15 protein-coding genes and 1 riboswitch are annotated in these 16,503 nt (G+C 68.1%); of the genes, 5 read left to right on the top strand and 10 right to left on the bottom strand.

Going from position 1 to position 16,503, the window contains the following annotated elements:
• Window positions 1–199 precede the first annotated feature (199 nt).
• Genes NF556_RS07235 through NF556_RS07225 form a run of 3 tightly spaced genes read right to left on the bottom strand, consistent with a single transcriptional unit; the run spans window position 200 to window position 2,360 of the window.
• Window positions 200–724, bottom strand: a complete 525-nt coding sequence (locus NF556_RS07235; protein WP_252594919.1) for an OsmC family protein — start codon at window positions 722–724, stop codon at window positions 200–202.
• On the bottom strand, window positions 721–1,824 hold the full coding sequence (gene sfnG, locus NF556_RS07230) for a dimethylsulfone monooxygenase SfnG (RefSeq protein ID WP_425606949.1): 1,104 nt from the start codon (window positions 1,822–1,824) through the stop codon (window positions 721–723). The genes NF556_RS07235 and sfnG overlap by 4 nt, the downstream gene beginning before the upstream one ends.
• Window positions 1,821–2,360 (bottom strand): flavin reductase family protein, encoded by a 540-nt coding sequence (locus NF556_RS07225; protein WP_252594916.1) that lies wholly within the window; start codon window positions 2,358–2,360, stop codon window positions 1,821–1,823. The genes sfnG and NF556_RS07225 overlap by 4 nt, the downstream gene beginning before the upstream one ends.
• Window positions 2,361–2,680: 320 nt before the next feature.
• Window positions 2,681–2,770: riboswitch (SAM riboswitch) on the bottom strand.
• 402 nt (window positions 2,771–3,172) lie between these two features.
• On the opposite strand from NF556_RS07225, the gene NF556_RS07220 reads away from it, so the two are divergent.
• Window positions 3,173–6,394, top strand: a complete 3,222-nt coding sequence (locus tag NF556_RS07220) for a LamG-like jellyroll fold domain-containing protein (protein ID WP_252594914.1) — start codon at window positions 3,173–3,175, stop codon at window positions 6,392–6,394.
• A 58-nt stretch (window positions 6,395–6,452) separates the two neighbouring features.
• On the opposite strand, the gene NF556_RS07215 is transcribed toward NF556_RS07220, so the two are convergent.
• The gene (locus tag NF556_RS07215; RefSeq protein ID WP_252594912.1) at window positions 6,453–7,205 is read right to left on the bottom strand and encodes an AMIN domain-containing protein; all 753 of its coding nucleotides are present in this window, start codon (window positions 7,203–7,205) and stop codon (window positions 6,453–6,455) included.
• A gap of 103 nt (window positions 7,206–7,308) precedes the next feature.
• Here NF556_RS07215 and NF556_RS07210 point away from each other — a divergent pair, with 103 nt between their 5' ends.
• From NF556_RS07210 to NF556_RS07200, 3 genes are all read left to right on the top strand, one after another.
• On the top strand, window positions 7,309–7,758 hold the full coding sequence (locus tag NF556_RS07210; RefSeq protein ID WP_252594910.1) for a hypothetical protein: 450 nt from the start codon (window positions 7,309–7,311) through the stop codon (window positions 7,756–7,758).
• A 67-nt stretch (window positions 7,759–7,825) separates the two neighbouring features.
• Window positions 7,826–8,314: a DUF6194 family protein gene (locus NF556_RS07205; RefSeq protein WP_252594908.1), complete on the top strand. Its 489-nt coding sequence runs from the start codon at window positions 7,826–7,828 to the stop codon at window positions 8,312–8,314.
• Between the two features lie 142 nt (window positions 8,315–8,456).
• Entirely contained in the window at window positions 8,457–9,110 is a 654-nt protein-coding gene (locus tag NF556_RS07200; protein ID WP_252594906.1) for a DedA family protein, read from the top strand.
• 2 nt (window positions 9,111–9,112) lie between these two features.
• On the opposite strand, the gene NF556_RS07195 is transcribed toward NF556_RS07200, so the two are convergent.
• From NF556_RS07195 to NF556_RS07170, 6 genes are all read right to left on the bottom strand, one after another.
• Entirely contained in the window at window positions 9,113–9,859 is a 747-nt protein-coding gene (locus NF556_RS07195) for an MBL fold metallo-hydrolase (protein WP_252594904.1), read from the bottom strand.
• Window positions 9,860–9,912: 53 nt separating this feature from the next.
• Complete coding sequence (locus NF556_RS07190) at window positions 9,913–10,587, bottom strand: carboxymuconolactone decarboxylase family protein (RefSeq protein ID WP_252594902.1); 675 nt, start codon at window positions 10,585–10,587, stop codon at window positions 9,913–9,915.
• 14 nt (window positions 10,588–10,601) lie between these two features.
• The gene (locus NF556_RS07185; protein ID WP_252594900.1) at window positions 10,602–11,621 is read right to left on the bottom strand and encodes an ABC transporter permease; all 1,020 of its coding nucleotides are present in this window, start codon (window positions 11,619–11,621) and stop codon (window positions 10,602–10,604) included.
• Window positions 11,618–12,586: an ABC transporter permease gene (locus NF556_RS07180; RefSeq protein WP_252594898.1), complete on the bottom strand. Its 969-nt coding sequence runs from the start codon at window positions 12,584–12,586 to the stop codon at window positions 11,618–11,620. The genes NF556_RS07185 and NF556_RS07180 overlap by 4 nt, the downstream gene beginning before the upstream one ends.
• Window positions 12,583–14,205, bottom strand: a complete 1,623-nt coding sequence (locus tag NF556_RS07175) for a sugar ABC transporter ATP-binding protein (protein ID WP_252594896.1) — start codon at window positions 14,203–14,205, stop codon at window positions 12,583–12,585. Before NF556_RS07175 ends, NF556_RS07180 begins: the two co-directional genes overlap by 4 nt.
• Window positions 14,206–14,376: 171 nt before the next feature.
• The gene (locus tag NF556_RS07170) at window positions 14,377–15,507 is read right to left on the bottom strand and encodes an ABC transporter substrate-binding protein (protein WP_252594895.1); all 1,131 of its coding nucleotides are present in this window, start codon (window positions 15,505–15,507) and stop codon (window positions 14,377–14,379) included.
• Between the two features lie 164 nt (window positions 15,508–15,671).
• Between NF556_RS07170 and NF556_RS07165 the strand changes: the two genes are divergently transcribed.
• Window positions 15,672–16,469 carry a DeoR/GlpR family DNA-binding transcription regulator gene (locus NF556_RS07165; protein ID WP_252594893.1) on the top strand — a complete coding sequence of 266 codons (798 nt, stop codon included), beginning with the start codon at window positions 15,672–15,674 and terminating at the stop codon, window positions 16,467–16,469.
• Window positions 16,470–16,503: the final 34 nt, after the last annotated feature.

Here is a 16,503-nt window from a genome sequence, read left to right as displayed (position 1 = left end):
CTGCGACCGACCGGTGAGGTGACGGGTGGCTGAGTCACCACCCGACTCAGCCACCCGTCTCACCACGACCCACTGTCCCCGCCCGTGCCCCCGCCCATCACGCGTGTCTTAGAGCACTTCCCGCTTCTGACAGCCCGCCATGGCAGGCTCGAAGAACCGGGAGGTGCTCCAAGACGCTGCGCAAGCACCGCGGCCGTGGTCAGGCTTGGCGCACGGTGAGTGGCGGCGGATCCTGCAGGGTGCGGGCCACGACGCAATAGCGCTCGGTCAGCTCCACGAGCCGCTCGACCTTGTCCTGATCTGCGTCCGTGTCCAGGTCGAGGACCAGCTCGACCGAGGTCAGCCCCACGGGTGCGTCGCGGTCAACGCCCAGGGTGCCGCGGGCGTCCCAGGTGCCGTGGGCGGTGACGTTGGCCGAGCGCAGCTCAACACCGAGGGCGGTCGCGACCGAGGACAGGGTGACCCCGGCGCACGCGACGAGCGCCTGCAGCACGATGTCACCGGAGCAGGCCTGCGTGCCGTCACCGCCGGCAGCGGGGTGCAGCCCCGCGACGACGTCGCCGGCCCAGGTCGGCACGGTCGCGGTCAACCCGGCCTGGTCGACACGAGCCGTGGCCGTGCTGGTGACCAGCGCCGAGGCCGGATCCTCCCGATAGCCCGCCTTGATCGGCTTCTGTCGCTCGCGCAGCGCGGCGGCAGCGGTCGCGACGGCAGCAGCGGTCACGACGCCACCAACCCAGCCTCGCGCTCCAACTCACGCACCAGCGGGATCACCTCGGTGCCGAACCGCTCGACGTCCTCGCGCACGTGCAAGAACCCGAGCAGCAGCAGGTCGACGCCGACCTTCTTGTAGTCCACGATCCGACGGGCCACCTGCTCAGGGGTGCCGATCAGACCGGTGCGGAACCCGTCGTTGTATTGCACGAGGTCCTTGAACTCGCTGTCCGCCCACATCCCCTTCCCGTCGGAGGTCGCGGCGCCCGCCTGCTTGACGGCGTTGCCGAAGTCGTTGACCTTGTCGGCGTCCGCCTTGGCAATGATCTCCTCGACCACCGCCTGCGCTTCTGCCTCGGTGTCGCGCACGACGGCAAACCCGTTGAGGCCGAACCGGACCCGTCGGTTGTGGGCAGCGGCCTGAGCTCCCACGTCCTGGATCTGCTCGGCGGCGCCCTCCAGGGTGTTGCCGTTCATGAAGTACCAGTCGGACAGGCGGCCGGCCATCGCCCGGGCGGACGTGGAGTTGCCGCCCTGGAAGATCTCGGGTTGCAGCTTCGGCTGGGGCCGGAAGGTCACGTCACGCGTGCGATAGAAGTCGCCGCGATAGGTGAAGTCATCCCGCGTCCACAGTCCGCGCAGCACCTCGATGAACTCCTCGGCGCGGCGATAGCGCTCCTCGTGGTCCAGCCACGGGAGCCCCAGGTCGGTGTATTCCTTCTTGAACCACCCGGAGACGACATTGAGCGCCAACCGGTTGTCGTGGAGTTCCTGGGCCGTCGCGCCCAACTTGGCCAGGATCGCCGGGGGCCACTGGCCGGGGTGCACTGCGGCGATCACCTTCAGGCGCTCGGTCGCGGCGAGCAGCCCGAGGGAGAAGGAGACCGACTCGTGCTGGGCGTCCGCGCCGTAGGACGCCAGGTAGCGGACCTGCGTGAGCGCATAGTCGAAGCCGACCCGCTCAGCGGTCTGGGCCACGTCGCGGTTGTAGTCCGGCGTGTGGTTGGTGCGCTGCTCGATCGTGGAGACCACCAGGCCACCAGACACGTTGGGCACCCAATAGGCAAAGGACAGGTCGTTCGAGATCTCGGGGTTGGTCGTCATGGTCAGGCTCCAGGTGTGGCGGTGAGAGGGGTTTGGACGGACGCAGCCACCGGCGCGTAGGCACCGGCGCGGTGCACCAGCGGCTGTCGGTCATGGGTGGTCGCGTGCTCGACGCGGGCGATCGCCACGAAGCTGTCGCCGGCGTCGACCAGGTCGTGGATGCGCGTGATCAGACGGGAGGCGACGCCGCGCACGGAGGGCAGTCCGTGGTCGTCGTAGGTCCAGGCCTCGTCGTCGACGAACCGCCTGGTGCGGTCCCTGGCGAAGCGCAGTGCGATGGGTTCCTGGTCCTCAGCGAGCAGGTGCAGCGCCGCCCGCCCGGTGTGGGCGATGGTCACCAGGGACGAGCTGTCCTTGGCGATGTTGAAGGACAGCAGCGGTGGCGCCAGAGACACGGACACCACGGAGATCGCGGTGAACCCGACGGGGCCGCGCTCCCCCGAGCCGGTGATGACCCAGGTGCTGGCGGCGGCCCGGCCGAAGGCGTCGCGCAGGTGGGCTGCCTGCGCATCAGGGGGTCTGGTGATGGGGTGGACAGACATGGTTCTTCTCCAGTGGCAAGGGCTCGGCGTATGCCGAACGGTTGGGTGTGCAGGAGCCCGCGGCCGACTGCTCCGCCAGAGATGGCGAGCGGCGGCGAGGGCGGTGCGCCCAGGGGCACAGAGTGGATTCAGAGGTGCGCCTGGCGGCGCGGGAGGTGCGCCTGGTGACGCGGGAGGTGCGGCGGGCAGCGCGTCAGGAACGACAGGCGCTGACCGCCCGGCGCATCAGGTCCACGTGGCGCCGCAGGTGCGGCAGATAGGGGTCGACCCTCGCAGCTCGGCGTGGGCCGGTGTGGAGCGGGATGCGGTGGTGCACTGTTCCTCCATCGATCCTGGCGTGAGCACCTGTCCCGGGTGGGTGGTTGCTGCGGCGTCAATGAGCCAGATCTCTCGGCCGCTCTGGATGGGTGCCGACAGATAACCACAGGATCTTCGAGATTGTCAAACATGATCCGCCGCACACCGAAGGATCCGCCACCAGAGTGGGACCCTCAGCTGACCTGACCATCACTCGACGGCTGCGCCCACCCAGTCGACCACCCCGCTCCGACCACTGCCCGCGCCCAGACGGCACGGTCCACCCGGGGGCTCGCGTGCATCCAAACAGGCAAAGTCGGGATCGCCGAGGCAGCCCGACGCTCTGACCTGCGGCGATGCAATCAGGGGCGCGACGTTACCTGTCTGAGTGCACGGGATGGCCCTGGTAAATGTTTCATCATGTTCACACTTGGCTCTGGATTTGACGTCTTCTGTGACCTATTGTTCGGAACTGTTCAATACTTCACATCTTCTTTCGACGAGGAAAGAGCGTCATGTCACGAAGAGCAACCCCCAGACCACTGCTGCTGATCTTCGCCGCGCTGGCGCTGATCATGGCGGCCCTGCCGGTGGTGGGCACGACCTCGCGCGCGAGCGCTGACGAGATCGTGACGCACGGCCTCAAGGGCGAATACTTCGCCATGTCAGAGCCCGGTGCGCGGGACTTCGCCGAGCTCGGCGGCGTCTCGCTGGACCCCAACATCGACCACCCCAGCCTGGTGGGGACCTTCCAGGAGCTGACTGGCCAGGGCGAGCACACCACCGCCCGCTGGACCGGCCAACTGACCGCACCCGAGACGGGCGACTACACCTTCTATGCGATCGGTGACAACGGCTTCCGGATGTTCCTGGACGACGAGGCAGTCATCGACCACTGGGAGGGTGACTGGGACGTCGAGCAGACCAGCGAGGTGATCCACCTGGAGGCCGGCGAGTCGCACGACTTCCGCCTGGAGATGTTCCAGGACATCGGCGGCGCCAACATGTATCTGCGCTGGTCCGGCCCCGGACTGGAGAAGCAGATCGTGCCGGAGTCGGCCTTCACTCCCCCGGCCGACTTCGAGATCTATCCCGTCGAGCTGATCGGCTCGGAGGACGGCAACACGCTGACCGCGCGCTTTGAGGGCGCCGTCACTGCTCCGGAGTCCGTTGCCGAGCACCTCGCCATCGAGGTGGACACCGTGCCCTGGCCGATCGACGGCGTCAGCGTCGACCCGAGCGACCCCACGACGCTGGTGATCGCCCTGGGTGCCCAGGTCCAGTTGGACCAGCGCATCAAGTTTTCCTATGACGGACTCGGTGGCCTGGAGGTCGACGGCGAGGTCGTGCCGGAGATCATGCGCAATGCCACCAACACCTCGACCCACCGGCTGATGACGCAGTGGGGCGAGGACCTCGACACGGACAACCCGCTGCCGGAGTACCCCCGCCCCCAGGAGGTCCGCGAGGACTGGCTCAACCTCAACGGTCCCTGGGAGTTCGCCTCTGCCGAGGAGGGAGAGGAGCCGACCTTCGGCATACAGCTGGAGGAGGAGATCATCGTGCCCTTCCCTGTGGAGTCCCAGCTCTCCGGCTTGGAGCGCCGCGAGGACCACATGTACTATCGCCGGACCGTCGAGGTCCCCGAGGACTGGCAGGTCGGTGACGGGCAGCGCCTGATGCTCAACTTCGGTGCGGTCGACTACGAGGCCACCGTGTGGGTCAACGGCCAGCAGGTGGCCGAGCACACCGGCGGCTACACCGCCTTCAGCGCCGACATCACCGACGCCCTGGAGGGCACCGGCGAGCAGGAGATCGTGGTCGCGGTGACCGACGAGACCGGCAACAACCAGCCCAAGGGCAAGCAGACGCTCAACCCTGGCGGCATCATGTACACCCCCAACTCCGGCATCTGGCAGACGGTGTGGATGGAGCCGGTCCCCGACTCCTCCATCGACGCCGTCGTCAGCACCCCGGACGTGGACGCCAGCACCGTCGAGGTGACGGCCGAGTCCGCGACTGCGGCTGAGGGCTCCCGGGTGGAGATCTCGGTGACCAACGACAAGGGCCGCACCATCGCCAAGACACGCGGCGACGTCAACGAGCCGATCACGGTCAAGCTGCACAAGCCGACGCTGTGGAGCCCGGACAACCCCTACCTCTACGGCCTCGAGGTCACGCTGATCGACGGTGACAGCGCGGACGTCGTGGACAGCTACTTCGGCATGCGCAAGATCGAGGTGCAGCAGGTCGGCGGCTTCCCCAAGCTGGTCCTCAACGGCGAGCCAGTCTTCTCCCTGGCCATGCTCGATCAGGGCTACTTCCCCGACGGGCTCTACACCCAGCCCAGCGACGAGGCGCTGATCTTCGACCTGCAGGCGCAGAAGGACCTCGGCTTCAACGCCGTGCGCAAGCACATCAAGGTCGAGCCGATGCGGTGGTACTACCACGCGGACAAGATGGGCCTGCTCGTCTGGCAGGACTTCGTCTCCGCCGACATCAATTCCGTTGAGGGACAGCAGGCCTGGCTCTCGCAGGGCAAGGACATGATGCATCAGCTGCGCAGCGTCCCCTCGCTGATCGGCTGGGTCGTCTTCAACGAGGGTTGGGGCGAGTGGGACCGCGTGCGCACCGGTGAGATCGCCGAGGAGGTCAAGGCGCTCGACCCGACACGAATCACCAACGCGCACAGCGGAGTCAACTGTTGTGCCTCCAAGGGTGACTCCGGCAAGGGTGAGGTGATCGACCATCACGACTACACCAACGAGGACCCGCCCTTCCCGGACGAGACCCGCGTCGCGATGGACGGTGAGCACGGTGGCTTCACCCTGCGCACCCCGGGTCACATGTGGCCCGGTGCTCCCGCCGTGATCTACAGCGGGGTGCCGGACAAGCAGGCACTCACCGACAAGTACGTCGACAACACCGAGACGTTCTATCTGGAGCAGGCCGCCCACGAGCTGTCCGGCTCGGTCTACACCCAGGTCACCGACCTGGAGACCGAGCTCAACGGGTTCTACACCTACGACCGCAAGGAGCTCAAGGTCTTCCCGGACCCGGTGCGCGAGATCAATGAGGCGGTCGTCGCCGCGGGCGCCTCAGCCGGGGACCTGGACTTCCCGGGCGAGGCCCACTGGGAGTTCAACAACGGCCCGGACCACAAGGCCAAGGACTCCCTGGGCAAGAGCTGGGCCTATCTGCAGGGCGACGCGTCCTGGGTGCCGGGCGTGACCAGCCGTGCCCTGAGCCTCGACGGTGACGGCGACTATGCCGAGACCGAGGAGCCTGTCGTCGACACGACCGGCGACTACACCGTCTCGGCGTGGGTCACCCTGGACGAGCTGCCGGGCAACTTCGCCACGGCGGTCAGCCAGGACGGCCGACAGAAGGAGAACCCGTTCTATCTGCAGTATGGCGAGGGCGCCTTCGCCTTCAGCCTCCAGGGCGCGGACCGCGTGAGTGTGCCGATGACCCCGGAGCTCGGGTCCTGGCACCACCTGGTCGGCACCCGCGACGCGGAGACCGGTGACGTCCGGCTCTATGTCGACGGCGAGCTGGGCGGCTCCACGACCGTGGACCACTCCTCGGTCAGCACCGGGCCGCTCGCGATCGGCCGTGCCAAGTGGAACGGCGGCTTCACCGACTGGTGGAACGGCGCCATCGACGAGGTGCGGGTCTGGGACGAGGCCTTGTCCGCCGAGGAGGTGGCCGACCTCTTCGCCCAGCACACTCCCTGATCGACCCCGATTGCTGAGGGCCTCGCCGCACCCGCGGCGGGGCCCTCAGCCGTGCAGGTCAGTGCTGGACGTCGATGACGAGCCGCTCAGGCTCACTGAGCCGGAACACCCGGAAGGGCGCCTCGGCACTGGTCCCGATGAAGACCGGCAACTGGCCCTCGAAGGGCACGGTGCGCAGGATCTCGGTCACGGTGGCCAGGTCACCTCCGTCGACGAGCAACTCCCCCTCCTCGTATGCCGTGTCGCCGGCTTCGGGATAAGCCATCCCCTGCACGGTGACCTGCAGGACGAACTCCCCGGCGAGGTCGACGGGGGCGCCGCTGCCTTCCAGGGCGGGATCGGTCACATACTCCGCGCGCCAGCCGACCTCTCCCGTGCCGGACAGGTCGAGCACCGTCCTGTCGAAGCCGTCATGCGGGCCAACCCGCACATCGTCGACGATGAGTTGGGCCTGCCCGGCCGCGTCCTGGGTCTGTTGCTCGCCCGGCCCGGCGAAGTCCGGGAGGTCGTCGGTCTCTGCGTCTGCTCGCGTGGGCTCAGCAGGGTTCTCGGTTGCCTCTGAGGTCTCGGTTGCCTCTGAGGTCTCGGTTGTCTCTGGGGGCGTCGCCACAGCTGGGGTTGCGGTGGGCGGGGTCGCCGTGGGATCGGACTCGTCGGAGCTCTCCCCCGAGTCCGACTCCGCTCCACCGGTGGGCAACGACGGTCCCACTGTCAGCGACGGATCCTCGGGGACGTCCGCACCGCAGGCAGCAAGGGCTAGGACCGTGGCGAAGACCGCCACAGCCTCGGCTCCTCGATGAGCACCGGCCACCCCTGCAGACTAACCCCGCTGTTGACCATTGCGTGAGGAATTGTTGACGCGACCCTGTGGACAACTTCTGCGCGCAACCGGCCGCAACCATCAGCATCTGGACATGAACTACGACAAGAGATTCGATCTGGCAGCACGGATCACCATGCCCTCCCTCCACGACCCCGAGGTCGCCAATGACGCCCTCGACGCCTTCCTGGATGTGGACGACCGACTGGAGGGCGGGCTGGCCTTCCTCTTCTGCGACGACGACGGCCGGCTGATGCAGCCGATCCTGGTCGCTGACGTGCCCCACCCGACCTCGCACGATGAGCGCTGGACCGCGATGCGCTGGGCGGTCGGCCTCTGCGAGATGGTCGGCGACGACCACAACGGCCCGCTTGGGCTGGTGCTCGCCCTGGTGCGCGAGATCGGCGGCGTCTGCGACGACGACCGGGCCTGGCACCAGGTGGCGCTCGACGCGTGCGCAGAGGCCGATGTGCCGCTCATCAGCGTCCACGTCGTGACGATGGACGGCGCCCTGGTGCTGCCCACCGCATCGCAGGCTGCTTAGGCGGGCGCCCGGCCCGCAGTGCAGCGGTGATGCGCGCCTCACCGCACGTGAGCCTCACACTTGAACCATGAGCATGAACCAACTCCTGGAGATCATCCGCTCCTTCGACGGCATTCTTGAGCTGGCCCCCGGCGAGGGCAGCGAGTTCCCGGAGGTCGCGTGGGGCGACCACTTCTTCTACTACGCCCCCGACGGTCAGGTCCCCCAGCGTGAGCAGCCCTACGCCACGATCGTGACCAAGGACTATCCCGACGACACCCACAGCGACCTGAACCGCGACGGTCGGTGGCGCCTGAACATCCACGTCGGCGCCGCGGCGTTCACTGAGCTCACCGGTGAGGAGCCGCGCACCACACCGGCGGAGCCGACCGATCACACCGCCACCAATGTCGTCCTGCCGCACCCGGTCTATCGGGCCCAGGGCTGGGTCTGCATCGTCGTCCCGGACACCGACCCGCACGGGCAGGCGGTGAGCCTGTTGCGCCAGGCGCACCACTATGCCCGGCGCCGCGCCGAGCGTCGGGACACCGCAAGCGGCAGCGACCACCCAGCCTGACACCCCACAACTCAGGGCTGACTGAACTCAGGGGTGGTTGGGGGTCGGGTCAGGGTCACCCCCGATATCCCCTGGGCTCACGAGCGGGCACCGTGGAAGGTGCGCTCCGGACCGGGGGCACACCCGACCGCTGGAGCCACCCGTGCTGGACCTCATCGACACCCTCAACACCGCCCTGTTGGACGCTGCCGGCGCCCCATGGGTGCCGCTGGCGCTCCTGGCGTTCTGTGCCATCGACGGCTTCTTCCCGCCCGTGCCGAGTGAGTCCCTCGTCATCGGACTGGCGGCGATCGCGGCAGCGACCGGCCAACCGAACGTCTGGCTCGTCTTCCTCGCCGGAGCCGCAGGGGCCGCGATCGGTGACCTCACGGCATACGGCATCGGTCGCCGCACCGGCCTGCAGAGGTTCGCCTGGATGCGCAAGCCCCGCACCACCCGGGTGATCGAGCGCACCGTGCGCAGCCTCGACCGACGCACGGCACTGTTCCTGATCACCGGCCGATTCGTGCCGGTCGTGCGGGTCATGATCAATGTGACCGCTGGCGCCTCGCGGATGCCGCTGCGCAGGTATCTCCCACTGAGCCTGACCGCCGCGATCGTCTGGTCCTCGTTCGGCGTGGGGGTCGGCCTGCTCGGCGGCACCTGGATGCACGACAACCCGCTGCTCGGCCTGGTGCTGGCGATCGGTCTCGGCATCGTGCTCGGCACGGCCGTGGATCACGTCGTGCAGCGCTTTGCGATGGAGCCCGAGAAGCCGACGTATGCCGAGGGGCCAGACCGCGTGACCTGCCCCTGAGCTCACAGGTCCAGGATGAGTCCCTCGTCTGCGGCGATGACGTCGCCTTTGTAGTGCTCTCTGGCCGCGGCAATGGAAGCCCGCCGGTCGCGGCCCGGCCAGAAGTGCGTGAGCAGGAGTCGCTCGGCGCCAGCAGCCGCAGCCCATTGACCCGCCTCCGCCGCGGTCATGAGGTTGCGGGCAGGTCTGGCGATCTCGCCGGGTCGGTCCGTTGCCTCCACGATGAACAGGTCGGCGTCCCGACCGAGCTCGGCAAGTTCCGGGACCGGTGCTGTGTCACCGGTGTAGGCCAGCGTGAGGTCGCGGCTCTGAAGACGGACACCGACGTTGTCAACGAAGTGCGGCAGGACGGTCGAGGTGAGCCGGAACGGGCCGATGTCACAGGAGCCCGGCAACGGGGTCAGATCGAAGACCACGCTGAGATCCACGTCTGGTTCGATGCCGGCCAGCCGGTCCAGGACGCCCGGTGGACAGTACAACGGGATGCGAGCGTGCCGGTCGGATCCGTAGAAGCGCACTCGGAACAAGGCATGGAGATCGATGCAGTGATCGGGATGCTCGTGGGTGATCACGATGGCGTCGACATCGCCGCCGGGTCGCGATGCCAGCAGACGTGGCAGGGTGCCATAGCCGAGGTCGAGCACGATCGTGTAGTCGGCGTGCTCGAGCAGGAAGCCGTTGCAGGCGCGACCAGGCTCCGGAAAGCCCCCACAACTGCCCAGCACGGTGAGCCGGCTGTCTTTCGCCATGCTCGTCAGGCTAGCGCTCGGCACCGTCGGAGCTGCGCGAGGACGTCACCCCCTCAGGAGCGCGAGGGCAGAGCCGGACGCTCGGGCAGCGGCTGCAGACCACATGCCGCGGCGAACCCATCGGACTCGATGCCGAGCGCGACGTTGCCCCGCGTCGTCATGTTCGCGAAGGCAATCACCGAGGTGAGCTCGACCACGGCGGCCGGCCCCAACTCGGCGTGCAGCCGGTCGACCAGCTCGTCGCTCACGGTCAGCGGCGTCTGGCTCATCGCCTCCGCGTAGTCCAGGACGTCGCGCTCCACCGCGGTGAAGATGTCCGCCTCACGCCACCGCGGGATCTGGCGGGCCTTGTCCACATCGAGGCCCTTGTTGCGGATCTCGAAATAGTTGAAGTCCAGGCACCACGTGCACCCGACGAGCGACGCGACCGCCATGTGGGCGAACGACTTCAGGCTCTCGTCGCAGGCGTCCCACTTTTGCAACTTGCCACCGAAGCCGGACGAGGCAAACAGCACCTTAGGGTTGTGCCAGTAGACCCCCACAGAGGCTGGCACCTTCCCCAGCTTCTTGACGATCAGACGCCGGATCACGGCGCCCTTGAGGCCGGTGATCCGCGCTGGCGGGATGCGGGTCGGGTGCTCCATGGCTCCTCCTGCGGGGATGCTGTCTGTCTCGTTGGTCTGGATGGTCATGACCTTGAGACGGCGCAGGGGTCGCGGCTGTGACACGGAGCCGAGCGTGGCTAGCGTCGCTCGATCTTGGCCAGCCAGCGCTGGGCCACCACGACGACCAGCAGGATCACGCCGCTGACCACGGCCTGCCAGTTGGAGTTGAGCGTGCCGACCATGTTGATGACGTTCTTGATGACAGTCAGCAGCAGGACACCAACCAGGCTGCCCAGGACCGTGCCGGCGCCACCGGTCAGCAGGGTGCCACCGAGCACGACGGCCGCGATCACCTCCAGCTCCATGCCGACGCCGAGGACCGTGACGCCCGAGGACGTGTAGGACGCCATCATCGTGCCGCCCAGACCGGCGAGCATCGCACACATCAGATAGGCCACGACCTTGGTGCGGGCCACCGGCAGACCCATCAGGTCGGCGGCGTCCTCCTGGCCACCGATGGCGAGGATGGTCGAGCCAAAGGTCGTGCGGTGCAGGACAACTCCGCCGATCAGGAAGAGGATGATGACGATCCAGACGGTGAGGCCGAGCCCGAGGAACTCTCCCTGGGCGAGCTGGCGGAACCAGGACCCCTCCGGCACCTTGTAGGTCGTGGCTCCCTCGTCGGACAGTGCCAGCAACAGGCCGCGTGCGAACAGCAGACCGGCCAGGGTCACGATAAACGGCGGGAGCCCGCCACGGGCCACGATCAGGCCCTGCACCAGGCCGATCAGACCGCACACGGCCAGGGGCAGCAGCAGACCAATGAGTGCGCCGTGCTGGCTCCCCCAGGCGGCCAGCACCCCGCCGAGCGCGAAGACCGAACCCACCGAGAGGTCGATGCCGGCCGTCATGATCACGAAGGTCATGCCGAGGGCGACGACTGCCAGGAAGGAGGCCTGCACCGCGACGGCGCTGAAGTTGCCAAAGGTCGCGAAGTTGTCGAAGGCGATGCCCGCAACGACACAGACCGCGGCCAGGATGAGCAGCGCCCCCTGGCGCTGCAGCACGCGCGCGACGGTCGCTCCGGTGCTCCGGCGACCACCGCCGGCGGAGTCGACCCGGTCGGTCGGGGCGTCGGTGGTCAGCGTGCCGGTCATGAGGACCCCTTTCGGCGCCCGAGCTGCACATAGACCGCGGCGATGACGATGACCGCCTGGGCCATCTGCGCGGTGGAGTCGGGGATGTTGTGGAAGATCAGGGTGGCGGTGATCAGTTGCAGCAGAAGGGCACCGGCGATGGTGCCGACGATGCGCACCTGCCCACCCGACAGCGGGGTGCCGCCGATGACGACCGCCGTGATCGCAGACAGTTCCATCAGCAGACCCAGCTTGGTCGGATCACTGGCCTGGGACCGGGCCGCCATGAGCACTCCGGCGACGGCGGCGAGGAGCCCGCACACGACATACGTGGTGATGATCACCCGGCGGACCGGCAGCCCGGCGAGCAGGGCGGCCCGGGGATTGCCGCCGATCGCCACGAGCTGGCGGCCATAGATCGTCCGTCGGGCGACGAACCACACGGCCAGGGAGATGGCAATAGCGATCAGCACGACATACGGGACCCCGAGGAACTCACCGGTGCCCAGTGCCACGAAGCCCGGCTCGCGGATGCTCTTGATCTCGCCGCCGAGCAGGTTGGCCACACCGCGACCGGCGACCATGATGCCCAGCGTGGCGACGATGGGTTGCACCCCGACGAAGCCGATGATCGATCCGGCGAGCGCGCCGCAGAGCAGGCCCGCGGTCAGGGCGGCAAGGATGGCGAGCGGGGCGCCATAGCCGATGTAGAGCGGGATGACGGCGGCCGCGAGCGCCATCACCGCTCCGACGGACAGGTCGATGCCCTCTGTGCCGATCACCAGCGCCATGCCCAGCGCCACGATGACGACGGGTGTCACCTGGATCAGCTGCAGCATCAGGGTGCGCTCGGAGAGGAAGTTGTTGGTCGCGACGACGTTGAACAGCAGCAGTGCGACCAGCGCGACGTAGACGCCGTTGCGGCGCACCCAGTCCAGGTCGATCCGCGTGCGGGTGCGCTCGGCGGTGGCGGTCGTTGAGCTCATGCCTGTCCTCCGAGCCGGGTCTGATCGGCGGTCTGTTCTGGGCTGTCGGTCTGCTGCGCCTCGGCGTCGGCTTCGGCGATGTCACCGGCCAGGGCGGCCAGCAGGTCCGAGCTGCTCAGGTGGGCACCGTCGAGCTCGCCGCTGACCGCACCGTCGCGCAGGACCACGACGCGGTCGGCGCCCTCGACCAACTCGTCCATCTCGCTGGAGATCAGCACCACGGCCAGCCCCTGCTCAGCCAACTCGTCGATCAGGGACTGCACCTCGGCCTTGGCGCCGACGTCGATGCCCCGGGTCGGTTCGTCGAGCAGGAAGACGGTGGGTTCGGTGCACAGCCATCGGGCGATGAGCACCTTCTGCTGGTTGCCGCCGGACAGTTCTCCGACCGGCTGCCGCGGGCTGGAGGCCTTGATGTGCAGGCGCTCCATGAAGGTCTGCACGAGCGCGTCGATGCGGGCCTCGGAGACGATCCCGAAGCGCGACATGCGTGGGAGCACCGCGAGGGCGATGTTGTCGCGCACCGACAGGGCGGGGATGATCCCCTCGGCCTTGCGGTCCTCGGACAGCAGCGCGATCCCCGACCGGAGTGCGTCCGGCACGGAGTTGCGCCGCACGTCCTTGCCTCCGACCCGCACCTCACCACCGGTGGTGGGCAGGGCACCGTAGACAGCCTTGACGGTCTCGCTGCGGCCGGACCCGAGCAGCCCGCCGAGACCGACCACTTCACCGGGGCGTACGTCCAGCCCGACTCCGTGCAGCGTGTTGCGGGCATCGACACCTCGCACGGTCAGGACAGGCTCTCGGTCGCGCAGGTGACTCTCGCCGAAGTCGGTCGCTCCCCCGCGCTCCACCTGTGCCAGGTCGCGGCCGAGCATGTGAGAGACCAGCTCGGCGCGCGACACGTCTGCCATCTCGCCGGTGTGCACGTGCTGCCCATCTCGCAGGATCGTCACCCGGTCGCAGAGTTGCCAGAGCTCATCGAGACGGTGGGAGACGAAGATCAGGCCCACCCCCTGGTCGCGCAGGTTGCGGGCCACCTCAAACAGGGTGGCGACCTCGGGCGCCTCCAGGGAGGAGGTCGGCTCGTCCATGATCACCACGCGGCTGTCGACCGACATCGCGCGGGCCAGCGCCACCATCTGCTGTGCGCCGAGACCGAGTCGACCCAACTCGGCGCGGACGTCCAGGTGGATCCCGAGCTGGCCGATGAGCTTCGCGGCGTCACGGTCCATGGCGCGGGTGTCGATCAGGCCCAGCCGGGTCCGCGGCTCACGGCCGAGGAAGATGTTGCGTGCCACCGAGAGCAGCGGCACGAGGTTGACCTCCTGATAGATCGTGGAGATCCCCGCCTGCTGTGCCATGGACGGGTGACCGAAGGTGACCTGCTCGCCGCGGAACTGCACCTGCCCGTCGTCGGGTCGATAGACCCCGGTGAGCACCTTGATCAGGGTTGATTTGCCGGCCCCGTTCTCGCCGACGAGAGCGTGGATCTCACCGCCGGCCAGAGCGAAGTCGACGCCGCGCAGGGCATGGACGCCACCGAAGGTCTTGACGACCCCAATGGTCTGGAGCACCGGACTCGTCGCGGTCTCGGTGCGCGGAAGGGTGGTCTCGGTCACCACTTCACCTCTCGTGGCTCGGGGGCCACGCCCTGGTGGAGGGCGCGACACCCTGCGGGCTCGGGACAGACCGACCCGCTGTGGGTCGGCCCTGATGGGAGGGTCCCCCGGCCCGTGGTCGCAACTGCCGCACGTCGCGGGTCACGCCAGGGGCCAGGGACACCCGCCTGATCAGAACGCGTTGGCCAGGTTCTCCTCGGCGTTGTCCGCGTTGTATTCGTTGTCCTGGATGATGACATCCTCCGGGATGGCCTCACCGTCATAGAACTTCTGCGCGGTCTGGAAGGCCAGCGGCCCGAACCGCGGGTTGGACTCGATCACGGCGTTGATCTCGCCGTCGACGATGCCCTGGACCGCGTTCTTGGTGCCGTCGATCGAGACGATCTTGATGTCCTCGCCGGGCTGCAGCCCCGCAGCCTTCACCGCGGTCACAGCGCCCAGGCCCATCTCATCGTTGTGGGCGTAGATCGCGGTGATGTCGGGGTTGGACTGCAGCAGCTGCTCGGTGACCGTCTGGCCCTCGTCGCGGGCGAAGTTGCCGGTCTGCTCGGCCACGATCTCCAGGCCCGGGTAGTCGGCCTCGACCTTGTCCTTGAAGCCGGCGTTGCGGTTGTCCGTGACGTTGTTGCCCGAGGCGCCGAGCAGGATCGCGACCTTGCCCTCGCCGCCGGTGGCCTCGTTCATGGCGTCGGCGGCGCGCTCACCCTGGTCGTAGAAGTCCGACCCGAGGAAGGCGATGTAGTCCGTGCACGGCTCGTTGGTGACCTTGCGGTCGATGGTCAGGACCGGAACACCAGCCTCCTTGGCCGCGTCCAGTGCCGGGTCCAGCCCGTCGGAGTTGACCGGCGCGACGATCAGGAACTCCACGCCCTGGTTGAGCATGTCCTGGATGTCGGAGATCTGCTTGGGCAGCTCGTTGTTGGCGTTGGTGACGATGATCTCGCCCACCCCCACCTCCTCGGCTGCCGACTTGATCGACTCCGTCTCTGCCGCGCGGAAGGCCGCGGTGTCCGGCTCGGACTGGGAGAAGCCGACCTTTGCGCCCTCAAGCTCGAGGGGCTCCACGCCGTACTGGTCGATGGTGCAGCCGTCGCCGGCCGCGCCCTCACCCTCACGGACGGTCTGTGCGGCACCGTCATTCGAGCCTGCGCCGGCGTCCGCGGACTCCTCGCTGCCGGCGTCGCCCTCGGCGGCGCTGTCAGTGGTCGGTTCCTCTTCCTCACCGGTGTTGGTGCAACCGGCCAGGGCCAGTGAGGCGACGCCCACCAGCGCGAGGTGCCGGAGAAGCAAACTGCGTGTCATGAGAACTCCTTTGTCTCGCCCGGTCATCCGCCCCCTGCTGGGGCGGCGACGTACACACTGTCAACGGACAATCAAACATGAACAAACACCACAATGCAACAATTTGCGACAAATAACTTCGCGAGATCTGCCCACAACGGGCCACAGCATGGTTGACTGGGCCCGTGCTAGCAGCAGAACGACAAGGTCACATCCTCGATGAGGTCCAGCGCCGAGGCGCCATCCGGGTCAGCGAGCTGTCCCAGCTCCTCGGCGTGTCGGACATGACAATCCGCCGGGACCTGGACACGCTTGCCGGGCAGGGGCAGCTCGACAAGGTGCACGGCGGTGCCACGGTGCGGCGCGCGCCCAGCACCGATGAGCCCGGCTTCGAGGCCAAGGGCCAGCGCCAGGTCGAGGAGAAGGAAGCGATCGCCGCTGCCGCCCTCGCCATGGTGACACCCGGCTCAGCCATCGGGCTGTCGGCCGGCACGACCACCTGGATGTTTGCGCGCCACCTGGTGGACGTGCCCGACCTGACCGTCGTCACCAACTCCATGCGGATTGCGGACCTGCTGCACGCGAGCCCCACGAACGGCCCCAATGTCGTGCTCACCGGTGGCGTCCGAACCCCCTCGGACGCGCTGGTCGGCCCACTCGCGGTCAGCGCCCTCGAGCAGTTGCACCTCGACGTGGTCTTCATGGGCGTCCACGGCATGGACCCCAAGGCCGGCTTCACCACACCCAACCTGCTCGAGGCCGAGACCGACCGCGCCCTGGTGGACGCGGGACGCCGCTTCGTGGTGCTCGCCGATCACACCAAGTGGGGCACGGTGGGCATCAAGACCATCGCCTCGATCGAGCAGGCGGACACGATCGTCGTCGACTCACACATGGCGAGCGAGGATCTGGCGGCGCTGCGCGAGCTGGCTCAGGATGTGGTGGTCGCAGAGGTGTCCGCCCACCCGGTGCCTGCCCCCTGAGCCCGCGGAGACGCGCTCCCCGAGCGGGCACGGC

The sequence above is a fragment of the Ornithinimicrobium faecis genome (genome assembly GCF_023923225.1).
Classification (GTDB): Bacteria; Actinomycetota; Actinomycetes; order Actinomycetales; family Dermatophilaceae; genus Ornithinicoccus; species Ornithinicoccus faecis.
This window is presented reverse-complemented; position numbering and strand designations above follow the sequence as displayed.

Bases quoted from the DNA above. Each gene is read 5' to 3' on its own strand.
- NF556_RS07210 (WP_252594910.1), top strand. From the start codon at position 7,309: ATGAACTACGACAAGAGATTCGATCTGGCAGCACGGATCACCATGCCC.
- NF556_RS07220 (WP_252594914.1), top strand. From the start codon at position 3,173: ATGTCACGAAGAGCAACCCCCAGACCACTGCTGCTGATCTTCGCCGCG.
- NF556_RS07205 (WP_252594908.1), top strand. From the start codon at position 7,826: ATGAGCATGAACCAACTCCTGGAGATCATCCGCTCCTTCGACGGCATT.
- NF556_RS07225 (WP_252594916.1), bottom strand. From the start codon at position 2,360: ATGTCTGTCCACCCCATCACCAGACCCCCTGATGCGCAGGCAGCCCAC.
- NF556_RS07185 (WP_252594900.1), bottom strand. From the start codon at position 11,621: ATGACCGGCACGCTGACCACCGACGCCCCGACCGACCGGGTCGACTCC.
- NF556_RS07195 (WP_252594904.1), bottom strand. From the start codon at position 9,859: ATGGCGAAAGACAGCCGGCTCACCGTGCTGGGCAGTTGTGGGGGCTTT.
- NF556_RS07170 (WP_252594895.1), bottom strand. From the start codon at position 15,507: ATGACACGCAGTTTGCTTCTCCGGCACCTCGCGCTGGTGGGCGTCGCC.
- NF556_RS07180 (WP_252594898.1), bottom strand. From the start codon at position 12,586: ATGAGCTCAACGACCGCCACCGCCGAGCGCACCCGCACGCGGATCGAC.